This window comes from Streptomyces sp. NPDC093984 (genome assembly GCF_044764595.1).
In the GTDB taxonomy this organism is placed as follows: domain Bacteria; phylum Actinomycetota; class Actinomycetes; order Streptomycetales; family Streptomycetaceae; genus Streptomyces; species Streptomyces cynarae.
Genome location: NZ_JBIWIM010000010.1, coordinates 166,604 through 192,948, shown reverse-complemented (window position 1 = coordinate 192,948; position 26,345 = coordinate 166,604). Strand labels below are relative to the sequence as shown.

Genomic DNA, 26,345 nt, shown 5'->3' with positions numbered 1-26,345 from the left:
TTTCACCGTGACCACCATGACCGACCTGGTGTCGTACGAGGACGCGCTGGCGTCGTACGACCCCGTCATGGGCCTCGAGGTCCATGTCGAACTCGGCACCGCCACCAAGATGTTCTGCGGCTGTTCCACGGCCCTCGGCGCCGCGCCGAACGCCCAGACCTGCCCCACCTGTCTCGGCCTGCCCGGCTCCCTCCCGGTCGTCAACGCGACCGGCGTGGAGTCCGCGATCAGGATCGGTCTCGCTCTGAACTGCGAGATCGCCGAGTGGTGCCGCTTCGCCCGGAAGAACTACTTCTATCCGGACATGCCGAAGAACTTCCAGACCTCCCAGTACGACGAGCCGATCGCCTTCAACGGCTACCTCGACGTGCAGCTGGAGGACGGCACCACCTTCCGCGTGGAGATCGAGCGCGCCCACATGGAGGAGGACACCGGCAAGTCGACGCACGTCGGCGGCGCCACCGGCCGCATCCACGGCGCCCAGCACTCGCTGCTGGACTACAACCGCGCCGGCATCCCGCTGATCGAGATCGTCACCAAGCCGATCGTCGGAGCCGGCGAGCGCGCGCCCGAGGTGGCGAAGGCGTACGTCCGTGAGCTGCGCGAGCTCATCCGGGCGCTCGGCGTCTCCGAGGCCCGGATGGAGATGGGCCAGATGCGCTGCGATGTGAACCTCTCGCTGATGCCCAAGGGCTCGGAGAAGTTCGGCACCCGCAGCGAGACCAAGAACGTCAACTCGCTGCGCTCCGTCGAGCGCGCCTGCCGCTACGAGATCCAGCGCCACGCCGCCGTGCTCGGCAGCGGCGGCACGGTGATCCAGGAGACCCGCCACTTCCACGAGGACACCGGCACGACCACCTCGGGCCGGACCAAGGAGGAGGCCGAGGACTACCGGTACTTCCCCGAGCCGGATCTGGTGCCGGTCGCGCCCTCGCGCGAGTGGGTCGAGGAGCTGCGCAGCTCGCTGCCCGAGCTGCCGCTGGTGCGCCGCAACCGGCTGCGCGAGGAGTGGGGCGTCTCCGGCACCGACATGCAGGCGATCCTCAACGCCGGTGCCCTGGACCTGATCGTCGCCACCATCGACGCGGGCGCCGACGCGGCCGCCGCGCGCAAGTGGTGGATGGGCGAACTGGCTCGCAGCGCGAACGAGTCGGGCAAGGCCCTGGACGAACTGCCGATCACCCCTGAGCAGGTCGCGCGTGTGACCAAGCTGGTGGAGTCGGGCGACCTGAACGACAAGCTGGCCCGCCAGGTCATCGAGGGCGTCCTCGCGGGTGAGGGCACCCCGGACGAGGTCGTCGAGAAGCGCGGTCTGAAGGTCGTCTCCGACGAGGGCGCGCTGACCGCCGCCGTCGACGAGGCCATCGCCGGCAACCCGGCCGTCGCTGACAAGATCCGCGGCGGCAAGGTGGCCGCGGCCGGCGCCCTGGTCGGCGCTGTCATGAAGGCCACCCGCGGCCAGGCCGACGCGGCCCGCGTCAAGGAGCTGATCCTTCAGAAGCTCGGCGTCAGCGAGGGCTGAGAGACAGCGCGGAACGCTCCCGAGGGGCAGTACACCGAATCTGGTGTACTGCCCCTCGTTCGCTTACAAAAACCTTATGTGGCGACAGAGTTGCTGGGATTGTCCTGTGACTTGGGTCCCATTCCCGTGAGTAACGCCACGAAAGTGACAAACGATCTTTTCCGGCTGCGAAAGTGTTGTGGATTGCTCATGTGTTCTTTGCGGGCTGTTCCGTTCTCTTAGCGGCTGTCCCCGGGCAAAGATCCACGAAATACCCCAGGGAGCACGTCCGTGGCAGCCCTCGCACGTTGGTGTGTCCGCCACCGCCTCGTCACCGTCCTGCTGTGGCTGGTCGCCTTCGCCGGCGTCACCTCCGCGGCAGCCGTCACGGGCTCCGCGTACTCGAACAACTACGGCGCCCCCGGCACCGAGTCCGACCGCGCCTACCGGCTGATCCAGAAGAGCTTCCCGCACCTCAGCGGCGACAGCGACACCGTCGTCTGGCACACCGCCGACGCCGGCGTGCGCGACACCGACGTCCAGCAGGCGATGACCCGCACCCTGGACCGCATCGCGGACCTGCCCGGCGTCGCCTCCGTCACCAACCCTTACGAGGGCGACCGCGGCGATGCGATCAGCCGCGACGGTCACACCGCGTACGCGACGGTCACCTTCGCCCACGAGGCCCAGGACATCAAGAAGGGCGAGGCCCAGGCCGTCGTCAGCGCCGCCAAGGCCGCCGAGACCCGCGGGCTCCAGGTGGAGCTCGGCGGCAGCGCCGTCTCGCTCACCGAGGCGCAGGGCGGGCACCTCGCCGAGGCCATCGGGGTGGCCGTCGCCGCCGTGGTCCTCTTCCTCGCCTTCGGCTCCCTCGCCGCCTCCCTGCTGCCCATCGCGACCGCGCTGATCGGTGTGGGCACCGCCTACTTCGGCATCGACCTGCTCGGGCACACGATGACCGTCGCCGACTTCGCGCCCATGCTCGGCCTGCTGATCGGGCTCGGCGTCGGCATCGACTACGCGCTGTTCATCGTGACCAGGCACCGCCGCAGCCTCAAGCGCGGCGTCCCGGTGGCCGAGGCCGCCGTGAACGCCGTCGCCACCACAGGCCGGGCCGTCGTCTTCGCGGGCGCCACCGTGTGCATCGCGCTGCTCGGCATGCTGATCCTCCGGCTCGGCTTCCTCAACGGCGTCGCGGTCGCCGCCTGCCTGACCGTGCTGCTCACCGTCGCGACCTCCGTGACCCTGCTGCCCGCCCTGCTGTCCTTCATCGGCCCGCGCGCCCTGAGCAGGCGCGAGCGGCGCAGGCTCTACGAGCACGGGCCCGAACCCGAGATGCCGACCGGGCTCGCGGCCCGCTGGTCCGCGTTCGTCGAGCGCCACCCCAAGAAGCTCGGCGCCGTCGCCCTGGCCGTCATGGCGCTGCTCGCGCTGCCCACGCTCTCTCTCCACCTGGGCACCTCCGACCAGGGCAACGACCCGAAGTCGTCGACCACCCGGCAGGCGTACGACCTCCTCGCCGAGGGCTTCGGCCCCGGCGTCAACGGCCCGCTCACCCTGGTCGGCAAGGTCGGCGGCGCCGAGGACAGGCTCGCCCTCGACAACCTCGACTCCACGCTCGCCGCGACCAAGGGCGTCGCCGCCGTGACGCCGGTGACGTACAACGGCAGCGGCACCACGGCGTACCTCACCGTCGTACCCGACTCCGCCCCGCAGTCCCAGCAGACCAGCGACCTGGTGAAGCGGCTGCGCTCCGACGTGCTGCCGCGCGCCGAGAAGGGCACCGCCCTCGACCTGTACGTGGGCGGGGTGACGGCCGGCTACGACGACTTCGCAAGCGTGATCGTCGGCAAGCTGCCGCTGTTCGTGAGCGTGGTGATCGGCCTGGGCTGCGTGCTGCTCCTGCTGGCCTTCCGGTCCCTCGGCATCCCGCTGAAGGCCGCCGCGATGAACCTCGCCGCCGTCGCCGCCGCCTTCGGCGTGGTCGTCGCGATCTTCCAGTGGGGGTGGGGGAGCGAGCTGCTGGGCCTCGGCAGCGCCGGCCCGATCGAGCCCTTCCTTCCCGTGATCATGGTCTCGGTGCTCTTCGGGCTGTCCATGGACTACCAGGTGTTCCTGGTCAGCCGCATGTACGAGGAGTGGCTGGAGACCGGCGACAACCGCCGGGCCGTGCGCATCGGCCTCGCCGAGACCAGCCGGGTGATCAACTCGGCCGCCGTCATCATGATCTCCGTCTTCCTGTCCTTCGTGCTCGGCGGCGACCGCGTGATCGCCATGTTCGGCATCGCCCTCGCCTCCGCCGTCGCCCTGGACGCCTTCGTCCTGCGCACCCTCCTCGTCCCCGCCCTGATGCACCTCCTCGGCGCCGCCAACTGGTGGCTGCCCTCCTGGCTCGAGCGCCGGCTGCCGCGCATCAGCATCGAACCGCCCGAGTGCCGTGCGACGATCCCTGGGCGGCGTCCTGAGGAGGACGCCCTGGTCGACGTACTGCTGAAGGAGCGGGAACAGGATGTACGCGATGTCCCTGGGTGACGACGGAGCCGAGCTGCGGCCCCTGGAGCCTTGGCACGCCGAGGAGTTCCTCGCGCACCTCGACCGCGGGCGCGAGTTCATCACCCAGCACATCCGGTTCGGGGAGAACGCCACCGACGTGGACTGCGCCCGCGAGATCCTCAAGGGCTACGCCGACAAGCGCGCTGCCGACAGCGGCTTCCTGCACGGGCTGTGGCTGGACGGCAAGCTGGTCGGCGGACTGCTCTTCCGCGTCTTCGACGCCGCCGCCGGCAACTGCGAGCTCGGCTGCTGGCTGGAGCCCGCGGCGGCCGGGCGGGGCCTTGTCACCCGTGGGGCGCGGGTGCTCATCGACTGGGCGTTTGACGAGCGCGGCATGCACCGTGTGGAGTGGTACGCGTCGTCCGCCAACGAACCGAGCATCAACGTGGCGCGACGGCTCGGCATGACCCGGGAGGGGGTACTCCGCGAGGCGTACCCGCACCGGGGTGTGCGTCAGGACATCGAGGTCTGGTCGGTGCTCGCCCCCGAGTGGAGTGCGGCACGCGCGCGTGACGACCGTGACGATCACTAAGAGACGATCACCAAGAGCCGATCATTAAGAGACCTCTCAGACAGCGTCCGTACGGTGCGAGGCATGGGAACCAAGACAGTGGACGAGGCCAAGGCCGCAAGCGGCGTCGAGGCGACGAACGACGAGGAGAAAGCGGAGGTCACCAAGGCCGACGAGGTGACTGAGGCCACCGAGGCGAGGGAGGCCGAGGCCACGGAGGCCACCGAGGAGGCCGCGGCGCAGGGCCCCTCCGGCATCGGCCAGGGCGCCGGGGCGGTCGTTTCGGCCGCGCTCGGCTTCGTCTCGCTCAGCGGCAGCTGGCTCGGCACCGTGGCCGGAGCGCGCCAGCAGCTGATCGGCCAGCTGCGGACCTCGTCCCAGGCGAGCGTCGCCAAGCAGATCAAGGCGGTCTACGGCGACGCCTGGCACGCCACCGCGCTCTGGGGCGGCCTGTTCGCGCTGGCCGCGCTGATCGTGGGCGTCGTCGTGCTGGCCCGGCCGGCGTTCGGGACGCCCGGGAAGCCGCAGGCCGCGTGGATCAAGTCGGTCGCGTGGGGCGGCGTCGTGCTGGGTGTGATCGGCCTGTTCCTGGCCGTGCTGAAGTACACGGACATCCTGCTCGGGCTGCCGTCCGCCAGCTGAGGAACGCGGTATGAGGGGTCTTGGGGCGTCTCCGGCACTTCCGCCGGGGCCCTAAGACCCCCTCTTCGTATCTAAGGCCCCTACCGAGCCGGAAGATGCGGAACTTTCCCGATGTCACGGACCCCGCTTAAAAACGAAGGTTGAGGCAGCGCAGAAGCGATGCGCACCACACCTTCCTAGGGGGACGCACATGTTCGCGTACGAGCTGCACAAGATCCGTTCCGCCGAGCTGATCCGCGAGGCCGACGACTACCGCCTCGCCCGCACGGCCCAGCGCCGCCGCCGGTCCGCCGACGACGCGGCCCGCCAGGCCCGGTCCCATAGTGCCCGCCGGGGCCGAAGCCTCTTCACCCGCGCGGCGTGAACACGCGGCCATGGGACGGCGGCACGGGACCCGCGCTCCCGGCGCACCCCGACCCCGCCCGACCTGCCACGGCGGCCGTCCCCGAACCACCGGGGGCGGCCGCTTCGCCGTCGCCGGTGCGGATAATCGGTGCCGCCCTGTCAGTGCCTCGTGACATGCTCGGGGGCGTGGAGACCAGGTCCGTCAGCCCCGTTTTCGTAGGCCGCGACGAGGAGTTGGGGGCGTTGCACGACGCGCTCGCCCGCGCCGCAGCCGGAGAGCCCCAGGCGCTGCTCGTCGGGGGCGAGGCGGGCGTCGGCAAGACCCGGCTGCTGGAGGAGTTCACGGCGGCCGCGGCCCGCCGGGACGTCGTCGTCGCGCTCGGCGGCTGCGTCGAGATCGGCGCCGACGGGCTGCCCTTCGCGCCGTTCTCCACCGCCCTGCGAGCCCTGCGCCGGCAGCTCCCCGAGGAACTCGCCGAGGCCGCCGCCGGCCAGGAGGAGGAGCTCGCCCGGCTGCTGCCCGAACTCGGCGAGGCCCGCCGCGGCCCGCGGGACGACGAGGAGGGCATGGCCCGCCTCTTCGAGCTCACCGCCCGCCTGCTCGAGCGGATCGCCGCCCGGCGCACCGTCGTCCTCGCCCTGGAGGACCTGCACTGGGCCGACGCCTCCACCCGCCACCTGCTCGCCTACCTCCTGCGTACACTGCGCAGCGGCCGTCTGGTCGTCGTCGCCACCTACCGCTCCGACGACATCCACCGCCGCCACCCGCTGCGCCCCCTCCTCGCCGAACTCGACCGCCTGCGTACCGTCCGCCGCATCGAGCTGGGCCGGTTCAACCGCACCGAGGTCGAGCGCCAGATCGCCGGCATCCTCGCCGCCGACCCCGACCCCGCGCAGGTCGACGACATCTTCGCCCGCTCCGACGGCAACGCGTTTTTCGTGGAGGAACTGGCGGTGGCCGCTCAGGACGGCTGCTGCACCGGCCTCACCGACTCCCTGCGCGACCTCCTCCTCGTCCGTGTCGAGGCGCTGCCCGAGACCGCCCAGCGGGTCGCCCGGACCGTCGCCGAGGGCGGCTCCACCGTCGAGTACCGCCTCCTGGCGGCCGTCGCCTCACTCGCCGAGGACGACCTCATCGAGGCCCTGCGTGCCGCCGTCGGCGCCAACATCCTCCTCGCCACCCCGGACGGCGACGGCTACCGCTTCCGCCACTCCCTGGTCCGCGAGGCCGTCAGCGACGACCTGCTCCCCGGCGAGCGCTCGCGTCTCAACCGCCGCTACGCCGAGGCCCTGGAGGCCGACGCCACGCTCGTCCCCGCCGACCAGCGGGCCACCCGCCTGGCCAGCTACTGGTACCACGCGCACGACGCCGCCAAGGCCCTGCCCGCCGTCCTCGACGCCGCGGTGGAGGCCCGCCGCCGGCACGCCCACTCCGAACAACTGCGGCTCCTGGAGCGGGCGATGGAGCTGTGGGACCTCGCCCCCGACGACGTACGGGCGGCCCTGCGGCCCGTGGACCACGCCGAGGTCTACCCTCCCTGCGGCTGCGACCCGGCGACCACACCCCTGCGTTACCTCGACCTGATGGCCGAGGCGGCCGTGGCGGGCCGGCTGTGCGGGGAGCGGGAACGCGCACTGAAGATCACCAAACGGGCCCTGCGCCTGCTGGAGGAGGATCCCGACCCGCTGCGGGCCGCCTGGTTCTGGGTGCAGCGCTCCCGGCTCGTGCAGAACACGGGCCGCGGCGACGGATGGAAGGAACTCGCCACCGCCCAGGAGCTGGTACGGGGACTGCCGCCCTCGGAGGTGCACGCCGAGGTGCTCGCCATGGTCGCCGGCTGGTCGATGCTGCACGAGCCCGGCCCCGACGCCTTTTCGGCCGCCGAGCGCGCCGTGGAGTACGCGCGCATGGTGGGAGCTCGTGACATCGAGCTCAACGCCCGCCTCACCCTGGGCGGCCTCCTGGTCGACGCGGGTGACATCGACACCGGGCTCGCGGAGATCTACGAGGTCAAGGAGCAGGCGGCCGCCCTCGGCGAGGCCTATGTGAGGGGCCGCCTGCATGTGAACCTGCCGTCCCACCTGGAGGGCATCGGCCGTTCCCGGGAGGCTGTCGAGGTGCTCCGGGAAGGCCTGGAGATCACCCGGAAGCTGGGGCTGACGGACTCCGAGGCGTGGGTGTGGGGCAACCTCGGCGAGTCCCTCTACTCGCTGGGCCGCTGGGACGAGGCCGCCGAGGCCGGCCTCCACTCCGAGCGGGTCGGCCAGAGCGCCAAGCCCCGCGCCTTCCGGGCCACCATCCACGCGCACCTCGCGCTCGCCCGCGGCGACCTGGCCGAGGCGGGACGGCAGCTGGCCGCCGCCCGCGCGTACCTGGGCACGCACGACACCATGCCGCAGCACGAGCTGAGGCTGGAGCACGTCACCATCGGGATCGCCGCCGGCGAGGGCCGGCTCGCCGACGCCCGCGCCGCCCTCGCCACCGCACTGACCAGGGGGTTCCCGCCCGGCACCCAGCGCTACGGCTGGCCGCTGCTGCTGGCCGCCGCCACCGCCGAGGCCGACGCGCTCGGGCTTCCCGCCGCGGAGCCGGGCCGCGCGGAGACGCTGGAGCGGATCCGCGACACCGCGAAGACACTCGCCGCGAACGTGCCGGTGTGGCACGCGTACGCATGCTGGGTCCGTGCCGAGCTGCTGCGCGCCGAGGGCCGTGGCGCACCGGACGCCTGGTCGGAGGCCGTGACGGCCTTCGAGGCCCTGGACCGCCCGTACGACCTGGCCCGCGTCCGGCACCGGCTCGCCGAGTCCCTGCTGGCCCCGGGCGGCGACGAGGACGCGCGCGAACGGGCCGCCGAGCTGCTGCGGCTGGCCGGGGCGGTGGCCGACCACCTCGGTGCCCGGCCGCTCGCCGACTCGGTCGCCCTGCTCGCCCGGCGCGCCCGCCTCACCCTCACCCGCGCCCCGGAACCGGCCACGCTCGATCCCGCCGAGTCCCTGGGGCTGACCAACCGGGAGCGGGACGTGCTCCGCCTGGTCGCGATCGGCCGCAGCAACCGGCAGATAGCCGAGGAGCTGTTCATCTCCCCGAAGACCGCCAGCGTCCACGTGTCGAACATCCTGGCGAAGCTGGGTGTCGCAGGCCGGGGCGAGGCGGCGGCGGTGGCGCACCGATTGCGACTGTTCCCGGCGGAGACGCCCCCTGTCCAGGCCGCGGGCTGAGGCTTACGCTGACGGGAATCGGGCCCCAGGGAGGCGCCGTGTTCAACATGTTCGAGGAACTGTTCGCGCCCGGCCGCAAACACACCCACGATGAGCAGAAGCGCCTGGAACTGACCCGGCTGGACGTCACGGACGGCGATCCGGGCCGTGGCCCGATCGACCTGGCGTCGGGCACGGTGGTCATACGCCTGCCGAAACCGGCTCCCGGCGAGCCGGAGCCCGACCAGGGCTAAACCGGCCCGCCCGCCTACGACACCTCCACCTCGAGGATCCGGTCGTCGGAGGGCGACGGCTTGCCCCGGCCGTCCGTGCTGCTCGTCGTCAGCCACAGCTTGTCGCCGCCGGCCGCGACCACGGTGCGCAGACGGCCGTGGGTGCCGGTGAGGAAGGCCTGCGGGGGCGCCGAGGTCTGCGTGCCCTGCAGCGGGATGCGCCACAGCCGCTGCCCGCGCAGACCCGCCATCCAGATCGAGCCCTCGGCGTAGGCGATGCCGCTGGGGGAGGCCACGTCGGTGTGCCACTGGGCGATCGGGTTCTGGTACTTGGGGTCGCTCGACCTGCCCTCGGTGTCCGGCCAGCCGTAGTTGCCGCCCGGCTTGATCGCGTTGAGCTCGTCCCAGGTGTCCTGGCCGAACTCGGAGGCGTACAGCCGCTGCTTGCCGTCCCAGGCCAGACCCTGCACATTGCGGTGCCCGTACGAGTAGACCACCGAGTTCCCGAAGGGGTTTCCGGGGGCGGGCTCGCCCTCGGGGGTCATGCGCAGGATCTTGCCGCCCAGCGAGTTCCGGTCCTGGGCCAGACCCCGTTCGCCCGACTCGCCGGTGCCCGCGTACAGCATGCCGTCGGGGCCGAACGCGATACGGCCGCCGTTGTGGACGAAGCCCTTCGGGATGCCCTTGAACACGGTGTCCGGTGCGCCGAGCTGCTCACCGGCCGGCTTCCGCGGGTCGTACAGCATGCGGACGATGCGGTTGTCGGAGTCGGTCGTCAGGTAGGCGTAGACCAGGTGGTCCGAGGCGTGGTCCGGGGAGAGCGCGATGCCCAGCAGACCGCCCTCGCCGTCGGCGGCGACGCCGGGCACCGCGCCGAGGAGCGTTTTCCGGCCGGTCCTGTCGTCGACCCGGGTGATCGTCCCGTCGTCCCGGGAGGAGACCAGGAGCCCGCCGCCGGGCAGCGGAGCCAGGCCCCAGGGCGTCTTGAGGTGGTCGGCGACCGTGCGTACCACCCGCACCGACCCCTTGGCCGGCGGTGTCTCTTCGGCGGGCCGCCCGGAGGTCGACGGCGCCGCCGAGCCGGCCGGGGAACTCTCGCCACCACCCGGCGTGCCTCCGCCACCGGAGGAGCAGCCGACCGCCAGCAGCGCGGTCGCGGCCACCACGGCCGTCACCACTCGACGTCGCACCATGCAGGTCCCTCCACCACGGGCCTTCCTCCCTTACCTACGCCTCGGACGCCCCTGGGGTTCCCATCGCCGGTCTTCCCTACACCGACCGTCCCCTTCCGGCCCACGCGTTACGGGATCCGTTCAGTCCCACGACCCCTGAGCCGCGGGCAGTCCCGCCAGTTCCGTCAGGTCCTCGGGGGTCAGCCGCAGCACGGGGGCCGCCGCGTTCTCCGTCACCCACCGCCGCTGTTTGGCCCCCGGGACCGGGATCACGTGGGGGCCCTGGGACAGCACCCAGGACAGGGCCACCTGGGCGGGGGTGACGGCGTCGCCGTGGCGGTGCGCCACCCGGCGCAGCCCCGCCACGATCGGCTGGTTCGCCGCCATCATCTCCGCCGTGAAGCGGGGATGCCGGGCGCGCAGGTCGTCCGGTTCGAAACCCTCGCCGGGGGTCAGCGTGCCGGTCAGAAAGCCGTTGCCGAGCGGCATCGCCGCCAGGAAGCCCACGCCGCGCGCCGCGCACCACGGCAGCAGCGCGTCCAGCGCCTGCGGCGACCACACCGACAGCTCCGCCTCCACCGCGCTCACCGGGAACACCTGCTGCACCCGCTCCAGCTGCCGGATCGTTCCGTCGTACCGCCGTGTCCCGGTCCGCCGCCCGCCGCGCACCCCCACCGCGCACAGCCCCAGCGCCCGCACCTTGCCCGCCCGCACCAGGTCCGCCATCGCGCCCCAGGTCTCCTCGACGGGCACCTCCGGGTCCGCGCGGTGCAACTGGTAGAGATCGATGACGTCCGTCTGCAGACGGCGCAGCGACGCGTCGCAGGCCCGTTTCACATACCCGGGGCGGCCGTTGGCCACGATGTGCTGCTCGCCCACCAGCAGCCCCACCTTGGTCGACACGAAGGCCTCGGCGCGCCGCTCCTTCAGCACCCGGCCCACCAGCAGCTCGTTGGTGAAAGGCCCGTACATGTCGGCGGTGTCCAGCAGTGTCATCCCCAGGTCGAGCGCCCGGTGCACCGTCCGCAGCGACTCGTCGCCCCGCTGCCGGGAGGTGGAGTATCCCCAGCTCATCGGCATGCACCCGAGTCCCACGGCCCCCACTTCGAGCGTCGCCGCGCCGATCGTCCTGCGCTCCACCTGGCAGTGCCCTCCTTTGCTGGCACCCCAAACTAACCAATGCGGCACCCGATCCTTGGCATAGCCTCCTGACCATGACCGACGACGTTTGGCTTCCGTTCCGCACCGACGAGATAGAGGGCCTTCCCCAGGGCCTGAACTACCGCTACTGGGACGGCGGGCTGGACTTCCCCGCCGACCCGGCCGACTGCGCCTTCTACGCCGTGCCGTACATGAAGCGCCACGACGTCAAGGTCCGGCCGCTGGAGCAGATGCGGAACCTGCAGGTCATCCAGACACTGACGGCCGGCGTCGACGACATCACCGCCCATCTGTCGTCCGTCGTGCCGGGCGTGCGGCTGTGCAACGCGCGCGGAGTGCACGAGGCGAGCACGGCCGAGCTCGCGCTCACTCTGATCCTCGCCTCGCTGCGCGGCATCCCCGGCTTCGTACGGGCTCAAGCGGAGGAGCGCTGGCAGAGCGGGTTCCACCCCGCGCTCGCCGACAAGTGCGTCCTCATCGTCGGGTACGGAGCGATCGGTGCCGCCATCGAGGACCGGCTCGCGCCCTTTGAAGTCGCGCGGGTGGCGCGCGTCGCGCGCCGCGAGCGCAACACAGCGCGCGGCCTTGTGCATCCTCTCTCCCGATTGTCGGAACTTCTTCCCGACGCCGATGTCATCGTCCTGGTCACACCGCTCACCGAGGAGACGAAAGGCCTGGTCGACGCGGAGTTCCTGGCCCGGATGAAGGACGGGGCGCTGCTCGTCAACGTGGCGCGCGGCCCGATCGTCGACACCAAGGCCCTGCTGGCCGAGCTGGAGTCCCGCCGTATCACCGCCGCCCTGGATGTCACCGACCCCGAACCGCTGCCTGCAGGACACCCCCTGTGGCATGCCCCGGGCGTGCTCATCAGCCCTCATGTCGGCGGCCCCACCTCGGCGTTCTGGCCCCGCGCCAAGCGCCTCCTCAGCGCTCAGCTGAACCGTTTCGCGCAGGGAGAACCGCTCGAGAACGTCGTCCTGACGACCGGCGGCTGAACCGGCGCGGCAGACGGGGGAGTCGGGGTGGGGCAGGCCCCGCGCACGGCCGGCGCGGCGCACGAATCCAGCCATCGCCGCCACCCGCGCACGCGCCCGCCGGCGGTCGCACCACCGGCGCACACACCGCTTCCGGCGCACCACCCGTCCGCTTCCGGTACGCTCCGCAGTCCCCCGAACGCGGTACGTACCCGCATTCCCCCTGGTCGTCACGGAGAGTAGAGGGACTATGTCCCTGAGTGACGAGACTGGTGTATCGTCCCCGACAGGGCTGCGCCGCGCACCGTTCGGCGCCGGGGACGGAACTTTCAGACATTACGAGGGGGGCGACGGGCGATGCACGGCCTATGGACGAACGACCCGACGCGGCGCGGCCGCGGGCGACGACCCTGGCGGACCGCGACGCGCAGACGCGGTCACAGCGCTCACGGCAGCCGTCGTCACCACGCCGGCCACTGTCACCACCCGGGGGACGCCGGCCGCAAGAGGCACGCCCACCCGGCACGCCGGGCCCAGCGGGACCCGGCGCCACGGACCGGGAGGGACCGGTGAGGTCCCGGGGAGTGCTGCCGGCCCGCCGTCCGGCACCGGGCGGCCGGGCGAACCCGGCTCCGCAACTCGTCCTGGCCCTGGTGTGCGCGGGATACGCCGTCGGTTCCGCCGTCGACTGGGGCTCCCGGACCCTCGCGCTGATCATGGGCGACTTCGGGTTGAGCGCGGCGGCCGGCACCGCGTCGGTCTCCTGCCTGCTGTACGCCCGCAGCCGCCGCAGCCGCTTTCGATCGGCCTGGCTGCTGTTCGCGCTCTCCTCCGCCATGGCCGCGCTGGGCAACGGCGTCTGGGGCTGGTACGAGGTCGTCCTCGACCGACCCGTCCCCTCGCCCAGCTGTGCCGACCTTTTCTTCCTCTGCTTCGCTCCACCCGCGATCGTAGGACTGCTCGTGCTCGCCAAAAGGCCCGTCACCAAGGCGGGTTGGGTATGCCTGGCGCTCGACGCGTGGCTGATCGGCGGCTCGCTGCTGACGCTGTCGTGGAGCCTCGCGCTCGCGCAGGCGGCCAAGTTCGACGGACCGAGCGTGGCGCACACCGCGCTGTCGCTCGCGTACCCGCTGCTGGACATCGCCCTGATCAGCATGGTGGTCGCCCTGCACCTCAGGCGCTCGGCGGTGAACCGCTCCGCGGTCAACACCGCCATCGGCGCACTCGCCCTGACCGTGCTGTGCGACGCCCTGTTCACCTCGCCGCTGCTGCACAGCAGCTACCACTCGGGCCAGCTGCTGGACGCGGGCTGGTTCTCCGGCTCGCTGCTCCTCGCCTACGCCCCCTGGGTCGGCGCCCGGCCCGGCCGCATGCCGGACGACGCACACACGCGCGTGGTGCACGAACACGTCCCGGAGCAGCGGCAGAGCGAACCCCGGGCCACCGGCCACGAGGAAGGGCACCGGGACCACGACCCGGCCCCCGGGCTCCCGCAGGGTCCGGCCCACGACCGGTACCCGGCCTCGCCCCCGCCGGACGCCGATCCCGACCGGTACCGGGCCACGCGCCCGATCGCCGGATCGCTGGCCGCCCTCACGCCCTACCTGGCCGCCGCCGTCTGCACGCTGGGGATCCTCTACAACGTCCTCAACGGCCACAGCGTCGACCGCGTCGTGCTCATCACCGCGGGCGCCGTCGTCCTCGCGCTCGTCGTGCGCCAGGGCATCATGCTGCTCGACAACATCACCCTCACCCAGGAACTGGCGCAGAAGGAGAACCACTTCCGCTCCCTGGTGCAGGGCTCCAGCGACGTCATCATGATCGCCGCGCCCGACGGCATCCTGCAGTACGTCTCCCCGGCCGCCGCCGGCGTCTACGGCCGGCCCGCCGAGGAACTCGTCGGAACCGAACTCGCCGCACTCATCCACCCCGAGGACCTGGGCTGCGTGGTGCACGAGGTACGGCGCTTCCTCGCCGCCAGCCACACCGAGGAGCCGACCACCCGCATCGAGTGCCGCTTCCGCTCCGGCGACGGCGGCTGGCTCAACGTGGAGTCCACGGTCAACCGCCACCAGGGCGGCCTGATCTTCAACAGCCGGGACGTGACCGAGCGGGTGCGCCTGCAGGCCCAGCTGCAGCACAGCGCCGAGCACGACCCGCTCACCGACCTGCCCAACCGCGCCCTGTTCACCAAGCGCGTCCAGCAGGCCCTCTCCGGCCGCCGCTCCTCCGACCGCGGCACCGCCGTCCTGTTCATCGACCTCGACGGCTTCAAGGCCGTCAACGACACCATCGGGCACCAGGCCGGCGACGAGCTGCTCGTCCAGGCCGCCCGCAGGCTCCAGGAGTCGGTGCGGCAGGGCGACACCGCCGCGCGCCTCGGCGGCGACGAGTTCGCGGCCCTCATCGTCGGCGACGGCACCCGGGACCGCACCGCGCGCGAGAGGCACATCCTCGAGCTCGCCGACCGGCTCCGGGTCACCCTCTCCCAGCCGTACGACATCGACGGCAACGATGTCCGGGTGGCCGCCTCCATCGGCGTGGCCTTCGCCGAGCCGGGCCTCGGCGCCGGTGAGCTGCTGCGCAACGCCGACCTCGCCATGTACCGCGCCAAGGCCGCCGGCAAGGGCCGCGTCGAGCTGTACAAGCCCCAGATGCAGCAGGACGTCGTCCGCAAGGCCGAGCTGGCCACCCGGCTGCGGGCCGCGCTCGACGACGGCGAGTTCACCCTGCTGCACCAACCCGTGGTGTCGCTCGAGGACGGCCGGATCGCGTCTGTCAGCGCCCGGGCGCGCTGGCGGTCCTCCCAGGGCGTGCTCTTCACACCCGACGAGTTCCTGCGCGTCTCCGAGGACAGCGACAAGGCCGCCGAGCTGGGCCGCTGGATCCTCGAGGAGGCCGTACGGCAGGCCGCCGAGCGCGCCGCCGGCGGGCTCGCCGTAACCGTCGCCGTCCGGGTGGGCGCCCGCCGGCTGCTCGACCGCTCCCTGCCGCTCGGCTCCATCGAGGCCCTGCTCACCCGGCACGGTCTGGCTTCGGGCGCCCTGATGATCGAGCTGTCCGGCATCGACCCACGCATCTCCCTGGAGGAGCTGGAACGCAGACTCGGCAACCTCCGCCGGATCGGCGTCCGTATCGCCCTGGACGGCCTCGGCAACGGCTACGCGGCCATCGCGGCGCTGCGCCGGCTCCCCATCGACGTCCTGAAACTGGACCGGAACCTCGTCGAGGGGGTCGTCGAGTCCGCGCGGCTGCACAAGATCACGGGTGGGCTGTTGCGCATCGCCCGCGACCTGGGCCTCACCTCCGTCGCCGACGGGGTGGACCTGCCCGAGCAGGTCGTCGCTCTGCGCGCCATGGGCTGCACGCACGGTCAGGGCATGGCATTCTCGGGTCCACTGGACGAGTACCGGCTGCGCCGGGCGCTCACTGCCGGCCACTACCCGGTGCCGCTCGGCCCGGCGGAGCCGGCCTTCGCGGGCGGAGTGAGAGAGCCGAAGGAGCGCGTCGGTGTCGAGAGCGCATGGGGGTCCGCCCGCTCGAGCGAAGCCGAGAGTGGGGGAGCGCGGAGGTCGGAAGGGCTGAGCACGGTCGTTGCCTCGACACCGACCGGGGCGCCCCGTAGGTGAACGACTCACGGGAAGGGCCGCGGGGGTGTACGCCAGTGGCGTGCCTGCCGTTTTCGGAGGCGGGACGGCCCTACGCTCACATAATGAGACTCCCGTCCCACCCACTTGACAGTGATGCCGTGCCGGGGGGAGGGTCTGTGCCATGCGCACCCGAATTCTCGTACTTGGACAGCGCGTCGGCTGAGCTGGGACCCACCGGACATGAACCGGAACACCCAGCGACCACACCCGGCGCGCTCCCCTCGCTTGCCTCACGGCACGAGGGGTTTTTTGTTGCACAGGCACCAGTCGAACAACGCCCAAACCTCGCCAAAACCCTCAGCATCGAGAAGAGAATGCCGATGACCGAGCAGGCCACCGGGGCCCATCACCCGCAGCCGCGGCCCCGATCCGGAGGACAACAGTCCGCGCCCGAGCACGTCACGGGTGCGCAGTCCCTCATCCGCTCTCTCGAGGAGGTCGGCGCCGACACGGTATTCGGCATTCCGGGTGGTGCCATCCTTCCGGCGTACGACCCGCTGATGGACTCCACGCGGGTGCGTCACGTGCTGGTGCGGCACGAGCAGGGCGCGGGCCACGCAGCCACCGGCTACGCCCAGGCCACCGGCAGGGTCGGCGTCTGCATGGCGACCTCGGGACCGGGAGCCACCAACCTGGTGACCCCGATCGCGGACGCCCACATGGACTCGGTGCCGCTGGTCGCTATCACCGGGCAGGTCGCCTCCAAGGCGATCGGGACCGACGCCTTCCAGGAGGCGGACATCGTCGGCATCACCATGCCGATCACCAAGCACAACTTCCTGGTCACCAAGGCGGAGGACATCCCGCGGGTGATCGCGCAGGCGTTCCACATCGCCTCGACCGGCCGCCCCGGCCCGGTCCTGGTCGACATCGCCAAGGACGCCCTCCAGGCGCGGACCACCTTCTCCTGGCCGCCGGTGATGGACCTGCCCGGCTACCGCCCGGTGACCAAGCCGCACGCCAAGCAGATCCGCGAGGCCGCCAAGCTGATCACCTCCGCCAAGCGGCCCGTCCTGTACGTCGGCGGCGGCGTCCTCAAGGCGCAGGCCACCGCCGAGCTGAAGGTCCTCGCGGAGCTCACCGGGGCGCCCGTCACCACCACTTTGATGGCGCTCGGCGCGTTCCCCGACAGCCACCCGCAGCACCTGGGCATGCCCGGCATGCACGGCTCCGTGGCCGCCGTCACCGCCCTGCAGAAGGCCGACCTGATCGTCGCCCTCGGGGCCCGCTTCGACGACCGCGTCACCGGCAAGCTGGACAGCTTCGCCCCGTACGCCAAGATCGTCCACGCCGACATCGACCCCGCCGAGATCGGCAAGAACCGCGCCGCCGACGTGCCGATCGTCGGGGACGCCCGTGAGGTCATCGCCGACCTGATCCAGGCCGTGCAGAAGGAGCACAGCGAGGGTCACCAGGGCGACTACACCGCCTGGTGGAACGACCTGAACCGCTGGCGCGAGACCTACCCGCTCGGCTACGACCTGCCCGAGAACGGCACGCTCTCCCCGCAGCAGGTCATCGAGCGCATCGGGCAGCTCGCGCCGCAGGGCACGATCTTCGCCGCGGGCGTCGGCCAGCACCAGATGTGGGCCGCGCACTTCATCCAGTACGAGAAGCCCGCGACCTGGCTCAACTCCGGCGGCGCCGGAACCATGGGCTACGCGGTCCCGGCCGCGATGGGCGCGAAGGCCGGCGCCCCGGACCGCACGGTCTGGGCGATCGACGGCGACGGCTGCTTCCAGATGACCAACCAGGAACTGACCACCTGCGCCCTGAACAACATCCCGATCAAGGTCGCCATCATCAACAACGGCGCCCTCGGGATGGTCCGCCAGTGGCAGACCCTCTTCTACAACCAGCGCTACTCCAACACGGTGCTGCACTCCGGCCCCGAGGACGTCGACCCGGCGGCCAGGGGAACCCGCGTCCCCGACTTCGTGAAGCTGTCGGAGGCCATGGGGTGCTACGCGATCCGCTGCGAGTCCCCGGACGACCTGGACAAGGTCATCGAAGAGGCGAACTCCGTCAACGACCGTCCCGTGGTCGTCGACTTCATCGTCCACGAGGACGCGATGGTGTGGCCGATGGTCGCCGCCGGCACCTCCAACGACGAGATCATGGCCGCCCGGGACGTCCGCCCCGACTTCGGCGACAACGAGGACGACTGAGAGAGAGCTGAGTCAAGAACCATGTCCAAGCACACCCTCTCGGTCCTGGTCGAGAACACCCCGGGCATCCTCGCCCGGATCGCCGCCCTGTTCTCCCGCCGCGGCTTCAACATCGACTCGCTCGCGGTCGGTGTCACCGAGCACCCCGACATCTCCCGCATCACCATCGTGGTGAACGTCGAGGACCTGCCCCTGGAGCAGGTGACGAAGCAGCTCAACAAGCTCGTCAACGTGCTGAAGATCGTCGAGCTGGAGCCGGCGCAGGCCGTTCAGCGTGAACTCGTTCTGGTGAAGGTGCGCGCCGACAACGAGACGCGCTCCCAGATCGTCGAGATCGTCCAGCTCTTCCGCGCGAAGACGGTCGACGTCTCCCCGGAGGCCGTCACCATCGAGGCCACCGGGTCCAGCGACAAGCTGTCGGCCATGCTGAAGATGCTGGAGCCGTACGGCATCAAGGAGCTGGTGCAGTCCGGCACGATCGCGATCGGCCGCGGCGCCCGTTCGATCACGGACCGGTCCCTGCGGGCCCTCGACCGGTCGGCGTAAGACGGTGTCCGGGCGGCCGGGGACAACCGGCCGCCCGTATTCCGAGACCCCGAGACTTCCCTTCCGCCCGCCGTCATACGGTGGGACGCAACACCTGCACTCAAGGAGAGAACCCAAAGTGGCCGAGCTGTTCTACGACGCTGACGCCGACCTGTCCATCATCCAGGGCCGCAAGGTCGCGGTCATCGGCTACGGCAGCCAGGGCCACGCCCACGCGCTGTCGCTGCGCGACTCGGGTGTCGACGTCCGTGTCGGTCTGCACGAGGGCTCGAAGTCCAAGGCGAAGGCCGAGGAGCAGGGCCTGCGCGTGGTGACCCCGGCGGAGGCCGCCGCCGAGGCCGACGTGATCATGATCCTGGTGCCGGACCCGATCCAGGCCCAGGTCTACGAGGAGTCCATCGCCCCGAACCTTAAGGACGGCGACGCGCTGTTCTTCGGCCACGGCTTCAACATCCGCTTCGGCTTCATCAAGCCCCCGGCCGGCGTGGACGTCTGCATGGTCGCCCCGAAGGGCCCGGGCCACCTGGTGCGCCGCCAGTACGAGGAGGGCCGCGGCGTTCCCTGCATCGTGGCCGTCGAGCAGGACGCCTCGGCAGGCGCGTTCGCGCTGGCGCTGTCGTACGCCAAGGGCATCGGCGGCACCCGCGCCGGCGTCATCAAGACGACGTTCACCGAGGAGACCGAGACCGACCTGTTCGGTGAGCAGGCCGTCCTGTGCGGTGGCACCGCGGCGCTGGTGAAGGCGGGCTTCGAGACCCTGGTCGAGGCGGGCTACCAGCCGGAGATCGCCTACTTCGAGTGCCTGCACGAGCTGAAGCTGATCGTCGACCTCATGTACGAGGGCGGCCTGGAGAAGATGCGCTGGTCGATCTCCGAGACCGCCGAGTGGGGCGACTACGTCACCGGCCCGCGCATCATCACCGACGCAACCAAGGCCGAGATGAAGAAGGTCCTCGCCGAGATCCAGGACGGCTCCTTCGCCCAGAACTGGATGGACGAGTACCACGGCGGTCTGAAGAAGTACAACGAGTACAAGAAGCAGGACTCCGAGCACCTGCTGGAGACCACCGGCAAGGAGCTGCGCAAGCTCATGTCGTGGGTGAACGAGGAGGCGTGACCTCTGATGCGGCGGTGTCCTTTGCCGGGGGCACCGCCGCATTATTCTTGTTGTCCACACCGGCCAGCCACGTCCGGGTGATCCTTCCGCGCAGGCGCAATACGCCCCTCGCCGCGCCACTAGACTGCTGCACAACAATCGCGTCAGGCCCACAGCGTCGTGCGTCTTCCACGCGGCAAGCACCCCTCCACCGCCAGCGGCCGTCGGGACGGCCGTCCGCATTGGACATGTGAGGACTCACGTGAGCTCGAAACCCGTCGTACTCATCGCTGAAGAGCTGTCGCCCGCGACCGTCGAAGCCCTCGGCCCCGACTTCGAGATCCGCCACTGCAACGGCGCCGACCGGGCGGAGCTGCTGCCCGCGATCGCCGACGTCGACGCCATCCTGATCCGCTCCGCGACGAAGGTCGACGCCGAGGCCATCGCCGCCGCGAAGAAGCTGAAGGTCGTCGCGCGAGCCGGCGTCGGCCTGGACAACGTGGACGTCTCCGCCGCCACCAAGGCCGGCGTGATGGTCGTCAACGCCCCCACCTCGAACATCGTGACCGCGGCCGAACTGGCCTGCGGTCTGATCATTTCCACCGCCCGCAACATCCCTCAGGCCAACGCGGCGCTGAAGAACGGCGAGTGGAAGCGCAGCAAGTACACCGGCGTCGAGCTCGCCGAGAAGACCCTCGGTGTCGTCGGCCTCGGCCGCATCGGCGCGCTGGTCGCGCAGCGCATGTCCGCGTTCGGCATGAAGGTCGTCGCCTACGACCCCTACGTCCAGCCTGCCCGGGCCGCGCAGATGGGCGTGAAGGTGCTGTCCCTGGACGAGCTGCTCGAGGTCTCCGACTTCATCACCGTCCACCTGCCCAAGACCCCCGAGACGCTCGGCCTGATCGGCTCCGAGGCGCTGCACAAGGTCAAGCCGAGCGTGCGCGTCATCAACGCCGCGCGCGGCGGGATCGTCGACGAGGAGGCGCTGTACTCGGCGCTCAAGGAGGGCCGCGTCGCCGCTGCCGGCCTCGACGTGTACGCGAAGGAGCCGTGCACGGACTCCCCGCTGTTCGAGCTCGACCAGGTCGTCTGCACCCCGCACCTCGGCGCCTCCACCGACGAGGCGCAGGAGAAGGCGGGCATCGCGGTCGCCAAGTCGGTGCGCCTGGCGCTCGCCGGCGAGCTGGTGCCGGACGCGGTCAACGTCCAGGGCGGTGTCATCGCCGAGGACGTCAAGCCGGGTCTGCCGCTCGCCGAGAAGCTCGGCCGCATCTTCACCGCGCTCGCGGGCGAGGTCGCGGTCCGGCTCGATGTCGAGGTGTACGGCGAGATCACCCAGCACGACGTCAAGGTGCTCGAACTGTCCGCGCTCAAGGGCGTGTTCGAGGACGTCGTGGACGAGACGGTGTCGTACGTGAACGCCCCGCTGTTCGCCCAGGAGCGCGGTGTCGAGGTGCGCCTGACCACCAGCTCCGAGGCCACCGACCACCGCAACGTGGTCACCGTCCGCGGCACGCTCGCCGACGGCGAGGAGGTCTCGGTGTCCGGCACGCTGGCCGGCCCGAAGCACCACCAGAAGATCGTGGCGGTGGGCGACTACGACGTGGACCTGTCGCTCGCCGACCACATGATCGTGCTCCGCTACACCGACCGTCCCGGTGTGGTCGGCACCGTGGGCCGCATCCTCGGCGAGGCCGGCATCAACATTGCGGGCATGCAGGTGGCCCGCGACATCGCCGGCGGCGAGGCCCTCGCGGTCCTCACGGTCGACGACACGGTGCCGCAGAACGTGCTGACGGAGGTCGCGGAGGAGATCGGCGCGACGTCCGCCCGCTCGGTGAACCTGGTCTGACAGCGGTACGCACGACAGCCGGGGCCCGGCCACCTCAGGGTGGCCGGGCCCCGGCTCGTTTCCTGATCCGTCACTCCTCGGTGTCGCGTACGTGGATCCGGCGCAGGCTCGTCGCCGCCAGTGCCGCCGCCCCCACCAGGACCACCGCCCCGGCGATCGCGGCCCCGTGCATCCCGGTGGTGAACGCCTCCCGCGCCGCGGCCAGCAGCGCCGCTCCCGCCCGGCCCGGCATCCCGTGGGCCACCGCGAGCGCGCCGCCCAGCGTCTCGTGGGCCGGGGCCGGGGCCGAGGCCGGGATCTCGTGGCGGTAGACCGCCGTACCGATCGAGCCCAGGACCGCCATCCCCAGCGCGCCGCCGAACTCCGCGCCGGTCTCCAGGAGGGAGGACGCGGAGCCGGCCCGCTCGACCGGGGCCGCGCTCATCGCCAGGTCCGTCATCTGGGAGATGGCGATGACGATCCCGGAGGCGAGGACACCGCAGGCCGCGAGCACCAGCCAGAGTGAGTCGGTACCGGCGAGCACGAGCATTCCGTAGCCGGCCGCGGCGATCGTGAACCCGGCCGTGACGACGTAGGCGCGGCCCACGCCCTTCTGCACCAGCTGGGTGGCGATCGGCGCCGCCATGCCGATCGGCACGGAGGGGAGCAGCGCCCACAGCGCCGCCTCCATCGCGCTCTTGCCGAGCACCGACTGCAGGTACTGCGTGGTGAAGAAGGCCGAGCCCATCATCCCGAAGGACGAGATCAGGTTGAGGACCACGGCGGGCGCGAAGCCCCGGCCGCGGAACAGGGCGGGGGAGATCATCGGCGAGGCCGTGGTGCGCTGCCGGTACACGAACAGCGCCGCGAACAGCAGGCCCACCGTCACCGCCAGCACGTATTGCACGTGCCAGCCCTCGGCCGGGATCTCCTTCAGGCCGTAGATCACCGGAAGGACCACCGCCATCGACAGCGGCACGCTGAGCAGGTCGAAGCGGCCGGGCTCGGGGTTCTTCGACTCGGGGAGCAGGAACGGACCGAGGACCAGCAGCAGGGCCATCGCGGGCAGGTTCACCAGGAAGACCGAGCCCCACCAGAAGTACTCGACGAGGACGCCGCTCATCACCGAGCCGAGCGCGATGCCGGCCGTCATCACGCCGGACCACAGGCCGATCGCCTTCGCGCGCTGACCGGGGTCGGTGAACATCGTGCGGATCAACGCCATCGTCGACGGCATGAGGGTGGCGCCGCCGATGCCGAGCACGGCGCGGGCCGCGATCAGGGTCTCGGCGCTGTCGGCGTAGGCCGCCAGCAGTGAGGCGCCCCCGAAGGCGGCGGCCCCGAGCAGCAGCAGCCTGCGGCGGCCGATGCGGTCACCGAGCGAGCCCATCGTCATCAGCAGCCCGGCGAGGACGAAGGCGTAGATGTCGAAGATCCACAGCTGCTGGGTACCGCTCGGCTCCAGGTCCGCGCTGATCGCGGGGATCGCGAAGTAGAGGACCGAGACGTCCATCGAGACCAGCAGCAGCGGAAGCATCAGGACGCCCAGGGCCGTCCATTCGCGGCGGCCGGCGCGGGTTCCGGCGGGCGGTGCGGTCGTGGTCGTGCTCGTCGGGTTCGTCATGCCAGGGACTGTACGGTTGTCCTAAACGCTTGTCTAGTACGGTCGTATAAATCGAGCGTCTAGGACGGCTGTATGGATCGGAGTAGGGTGGCGGCATGGGACACCGTGAGGATCTGCTCGAGGGCGCCAAGCGCTGCCTGCTGGAGAAGGGGTTCGCGCGCACGACGGCGCGCGACATCGTCAGGGAGTCGGGGACGAACCTGGCGTCGATCGGCTACCACTACGGGTCGAAGGACGCGCTGCTGGTTCAGGCGTACGTCTCCCTGGTCGAGGAGATGGGGGACCGCTTCGAGCCCGGCTGGGGGGCGGGCGGTACGACGGCGACTGCGCCGGAATCACTGGAGCGCTTCCGTGAGGTGTGGTCGAACGTGCTGCGTACGCTGCCCGAGTCGCGGGCGATCTGGCTGCTCAGCTATGAACTGCTCTTCCAGGACGACCGCCTGGGGGACGTGCGCCGGTTGCTGGCCGAGGCTCAGGAGCAGGGGCGCGCGGGGATCATCTCGATGTTCAACGGAGTTCCGGAGGAGCAGCTCGACAAGGAGACCATCGACACGGAGGGCCGCTTCTACCAGACCCTGCTCCAGGGGCTGGTGGTGCAGTTCCTCTTCGACCCCCACTCCGCGACCGACGCCGACCAGCTCACCGAGGGGCTGCGCCGCGTCATCGCGGGGGCCGCCAAGAGCTGAGGCGTCCGTCAGCGAGTGGTCAGCACCATCCGGAAGCGGGCGGCGCCGGAGAGCATCTTCTGGTACGCCTCGCCCGCCTGGTCCAGGGGCACGGTCTCGACCATCGGGCGGATCCCGTGCAGGGCGCTGAACGCCATGGTGTCCTGCACGTCCTGCGCGGTGCCGGACGGGTGCCCGCGGACGACCCTGCCGCCCATGATCAGCTGGACCGGGCTGATCCCCATGGGATCGGGAGACGCGCCGATGACGACCAGCTCGCCGCGGTGCGACAGCCCGTCCACGGTCGCCGTGATGGCCTCGGCGTTGCCGGCGGTGGCCAGGACGACCCTGGCGCCGCCGAGGGACTGCAACGCGTCCGCGACGGAGGTGTCCGCCGTGCTGTCGACGTAGTGATGAGCGCCGAGTTGCTTGGCGAGGCCGGCCTTCTCGCCCCCGCGGGCGATCGCCACCGTCTCGAAGCCCATGGCGGCCGCGTACTGCACCCCGAGGTGGCCGAGCCCGCCGATGCCGAGCACCGCGACCAGGTCCCCCGGCCGGGCGGAGCTGCGCCGCAGCCCGTGGAAGGTGGTCACCCCCGCGCAGGCCATGGGCCCGGCGTCGGTCGCCGCCAGCGCGTCGGGGATACGGGACAGGGCGTCGGCCGGCGCGATCACCGCCTCGGCGAAGCCCCCGTCGTAGGCCCATCCGGGCACCTTCAGGTTCTGGCACACGACGAAGTCGCCCTGCCGGCAGGGCGTGCAGTGGCCGCAACTGCCCCCGAACCAGCCCACCGCCACCCGGTCGCCCACCTGCCAGCCCCGCTCCCGCACGCCCTCGCCGAGCTCCTCGACGCGCCCCGCGATCTCATGCCCGGGCACCACCGGGAACGTGACGCCCGGCAGCCCGGCGTTCACGAAGAAGGCGTCGCTGTGGCAGATCCCGCACGCCTCCACGGCCACCCGTACATGGCCGGGCCCAGGCTGCGGCACCTCACGCTCGACGACCTCGAACGGACCGCCGGCGGCGGCCACCTGCGCGACTCGATACGTACTCATGGGCTCTCCCCGGAAACGGGTATGACTGCCCCCGCAACCCCAGCAGACCAGCTTCGGCCCGATCCCGCGCGCCGAAGGGGAGAAAAGAGCGGACGTGTCCTACAGCCGCGCACCCTTCAGCGCCATGTGCAGCAGCAGACGGTCCTCGCCGTCGTCCAGGTCCAGGCCCGTGAGCTGTTCGACGCGGGAGAGGCGGTAGTACAGGGTCTGGCGGTGGACACCCAGTTCGGCGGCCGTGCGGCCCGCCTGGCCCGCGCAGTCCAGGAACACCTCGGCGGTGCGGGCCAGTTCGCGGTGGGCGGGGGTCAGCAGGGCGCTGACGGCCGGGTCGTGGGCCGCCTGCGGCGGCAGCGACGTCAGCAGGCGGTACGGGCCGATGGCCGACCACTGGGCGATCGGGCCGAGCCGGGGCTCAGCCAGGGCCGCGCGGGCCGCCGCCGACGCCTCCTGCCAGGCCGCGCCCAGCTCGGCGAGGCCGTGCCGGGCGCCGGCCACCCCGGCCGCGGAGTCCCGGGCGCCGGCCTCCCCGGCCGCGGAGTCCCGGGCGCCGGCCACCCCGGCCGCGGAGTCCCGAGCGCCGGCCACCCCGGCCGCGGAGCCCGCGCCTTGGTGTCCCGCCTCCCGCAGCAGCCGGGTGGCCGCCGTCAGCGCCGGGGTCAGCACGTCCGCCGAGCGCAACCGCACCAGCAGCGCGAGGCTCTGGCCCGTCGCGCCCCACGGCACGGTGCACAGCGCGGTCGCCGCCGGGATCGTCCGGGCCGACGGCGCGTCGTCCGGGTCGGCCGAGGGCCAGGGCGCGACACAGACCACCGTGTGCAGGCCCTCGCCGCGCGGGCCCAGCGCCGTCCGCAGCTCGGCCACCGCCATGTCCTGCGGCCAGCCGCGCTCCGCGGTGAGCACCGCGCGCAGCTCACGCGTCACCTCCGCGCCCGCCTGCGCCTCCTCCGCGAGCAGGTCGCCGATGCGCGCCGCGATCTCCATCGCGGCCGACAGCTGCGCCTCGGACGGGCCCGGCTCGTCGGCCAGCAGCCACACATAGCCGAGGACGACACCCCGATGGCGTACCGGCAGACAGATCCTCCCCCGGTACACGCCGGCCTCCGGAGTGGGCGGAATCCGCACCGGTCCGGTGGCGCGCGCGATGCCGAAGCCCTCGAACCACTTCCGCACCGCCGCCGTGGAACGGCGCGTGAGGATCGAGCGGGTGCGCACCGGATCGAGGGACGCCTCGTCGAAGTCGCCCTCGCTGTCGTACGCGGCGAAGGCGATCAGCTCGAAGTCCCGGTTCTCCAGGGTCGCCGGGGCGCCGAGCAGCGCGGAGATCTCGTCGACGAGCTCCTGGTAATCGCCGCGCCCTGCCTTGAAAACGTCCGCCACAGGGGCATTCTCCCGCATTTTCCCATCCCGCTCATACATCTGT

General features: G+C 71.5%; 19 protein-coding genes. 14 read left to right on the top strand and 5 right to left on the bottom strand.

All coding sequences use genetic code 11. The features are described from left to right. The first annotated feature begins 7 nt into the window (after positions 1-7). From gatB to ACIRC0_RS30230, 7 genes are all read left to right on the top strand, one after another. Positions 8-1,522: an Asp-tRNA(Asn)/Glu-tRNA(Gln) amidotransferase subunit GatB gene (gatB, locus tag ACIRC0_RS30260; protein ID WP_403622196.1), complete on the top strand. Its 1,515-nt coding sequence runs from the start codon at positions 8-10 to the stop codon at positions 1,520-1,522. A gap of 270 nt (positions 1,523-1,792) precedes the next feature. Then, positions 1,793-4,033 (top strand): MMPL family transporter, encoded by a 2,241-nt coding sequence (locus ACIRC0_RS30255; protein WP_403622194.1) that lies wholly within the window; start codon positions 1,793-1,795, stop codon positions 4,031-4,033. Beyond that, positions 4,011-4,586, top strand: a complete 576-nt coding sequence (locus ACIRC0_RS30250) for a GNAT family N-acetyltransferase (protein ID WP_403622192.1) — start codon at positions 4,011-4,013, stop codon at positions 4,584-4,586. The genes ACIRC0_RS30255 and ACIRC0_RS30250 overlap by 23 nt, the downstream gene beginning before the upstream one ends. A 63-nt stretch (positions 4,587-4,649) precedes the next feature. Then, positions 4,650-5,207 (top strand): hypothetical protein, encoded by a 558-nt coding sequence (locus ACIRC0_RS30245; RefSeq protein ID WP_403622189.1) that lies wholly within the window; start codon positions 4,650-4,652, stop codon positions 5,205-5,207. Positions 5,208-5,397: 190 nt separating this feature from the next. Then, positions 5,398-5,571 (top strand): hypothetical protein, encoded by a 174-nt coding sequence (locus ACIRC0_RS30240; protein ID WP_403622186.1) that lies wholly within the window; start codon positions 5,398-5,400, stop codon positions 5,569-5,571. 155 nt (positions 5,572-5,726) lie between these two features. Beyond that, positions 5,727-8,771 carry an AAA family ATPase gene (locus tag ACIRC0_RS30235; RefSeq protein ID WP_403622183.1) on the top strand — a complete coding sequence of 1,015 codons (3,045 nt, stop codon included), beginning with the start codon at positions 5,727-5,729 and terminating at the stop codon, positions 8,769-8,771. Between the two features lie 38 nt (positions 8,772-8,809). After that, on the top strand, positions 8,810-9,004 hold the full coding sequence (locus ACIRC0_RS30230; RefSeq protein ID WP_403622180.1) for a DUF6191 domain-containing protein: 195 nt from the start codon (positions 8,810-8,812) through the stop codon (positions 9,002-9,004). A gap of 14 nt (positions 9,005-9,018) precedes the next feature. Here the strand turns inward: ACIRC0_RS30230 and ACIRC0_RS30225 are convergent, their stop codons facing one another. After that, entirely contained in the window at positions 9,019-10,176 is a 1,158-nt protein-coding gene (locus ACIRC0_RS30225) for a PQQ-dependent sugar dehydrogenase (protein WP_403622177.1), read from the bottom strand. A 120-nt stretch (positions 10,177-10,296) separates the two neighbouring features. Then, on the bottom strand, positions 10,297-11,295 hold the full coding sequence (locus tag ACIRC0_RS30220) for an aldo/keto reductase (RefSeq protein ID WP_403622175.1): 999 nt from the start codon (positions 11,293-11,295) through the stop codon (positions 10,297-10,299). A 74-nt stretch (positions 11,296-11,369) separates the two neighbouring features. Here ACIRC0_RS30220 and ACIRC0_RS30215 point away from each other — a divergent pair, with 74 nt between their 5' ends. From ACIRC0_RS30215 to serA, 6 genes are all read left to right on the top strand, one after another. Beyond that, positions 11,370-12,311, top strand: a complete 942-nt coding sequence (locus ACIRC0_RS30215; RefSeq protein WP_403622172.1) for a 2-hydroxyacid dehydrogenase — start codon at positions 11,370-11,372, stop codon at positions 12,309-12,311. A 548-nt stretch (positions 12,312-12,859) separates the two neighbouring features. Beyond that, entirely contained in the window at positions 12,860-15,919 is a 3,060-nt protein-coding gene (locus ACIRC0_RS30210; RefSeq protein ID WP_403622169.1) for a putative bifunctional diguanylate cyclase/phosphodiesterase, read from the top strand. Between the two features lie 341 nt (positions 15,920-16,260). Next, entirely contained in the window at positions 16,261-18,108 is a 1,848-nt protein-coding gene (locus ACIRC0_RS30205; protein ID WP_403622166.1) for an acetolactate synthase large subunit, read from the top strand. A 21-nt stretch (positions 18,109-18,129) separates the two neighbouring features. Then, the gene (ilvN, locus tag ACIRC0_RS30200) at positions 18,130-18,654 is read left to right on the top strand and encodes an acetolactate synthase small subunit (RefSeq protein ID WP_059128941.1); all 525 of its coding nucleotides are present in this window, start codon (positions 18,130-18,132) and stop codon (positions 18,652-18,654) included. Between the two features lie 118 nt (positions 18,655-18,772). Further along, positions 18,773-19,771: a ketol-acid reductoisomerase gene (gene ilvC / locus ACIRC0_RS30195; protein ID WP_403622164.1), complete on the top strand. Its 999-nt coding sequence runs from the start codon at positions 18,773-18,775 to the stop codon at positions 19,769-19,771. Between the two features lie 241 nt (positions 19,772-20,012). After that, positions 20,013-21,602, top strand: a complete 1,590-nt coding sequence (gene serA / locus ACIRC0_RS30190; RefSeq protein WP_403622162.1) for a phosphoglycerate dehydrogenase — start codon at positions 20,013-20,015, stop codon at positions 21,600-21,602. A gap of 70 nt (positions 21,603-21,672) precedes the next feature. Here the strand turns inward: serA and ACIRC0_RS30185 are convergent, their stop codons facing one another. Further along, positions 21,673-23,205, bottom strand: coding sequence for an MFS transporter (locus ACIRC0_RS30185; protein ID WP_403622159.1), 1,533 nt, complete (start codon positions 23,203-23,205; stop codon positions 21,673-21,675). Between the two features lie 95 nt (positions 23,206-23,300). Between ACIRC0_RS30185 and ACIRC0_RS30180 the strand changes: the two genes are divergently transcribed. Next, the gene (locus ACIRC0_RS30180) at positions 23,301-23,891 is read left to right on the top strand and encodes a TetR/AcrR family transcriptional regulator (RefSeq protein ID WP_403622156.1); all 591 of its coding nucleotides are present in this window, start codon (positions 23,301-23,303) and stop codon (positions 23,889-23,891) included. 8 nt (positions 23,892-23,899) lie between these two features. Here the strand turns inward: ACIRC0_RS30180 and ACIRC0_RS30175 are convergent, their stop codons facing one another. Together ACIRC0_RS30175 and ACIRC0_RS30170 are read right to left on the bottom strand one after the other, a co-directional pair. After that, positions 23,900-24,925, bottom strand: a complete 1,026-nt coding sequence (locus ACIRC0_RS30175; protein WP_403622153.1) for an alcohol dehydrogenase — start codon at positions 24,923-24,925, stop codon at positions 23,900-23,902. A 99-nt stretch (positions 24,926-25,024) separates the two neighbouring features. After that, complete coding sequence (locus tag ACIRC0_RS30170; RefSeq protein ID WP_403622150.1) at positions 25,025-26,320, bottom strand: PucR family transcriptional regulator; 1,296 nt, start codon at positions 26,318-26,320, stop codon at positions 25,025-25,027. Between the last annotated feature and the right edge of the window lie 25 nt (positions 26,321-26,345).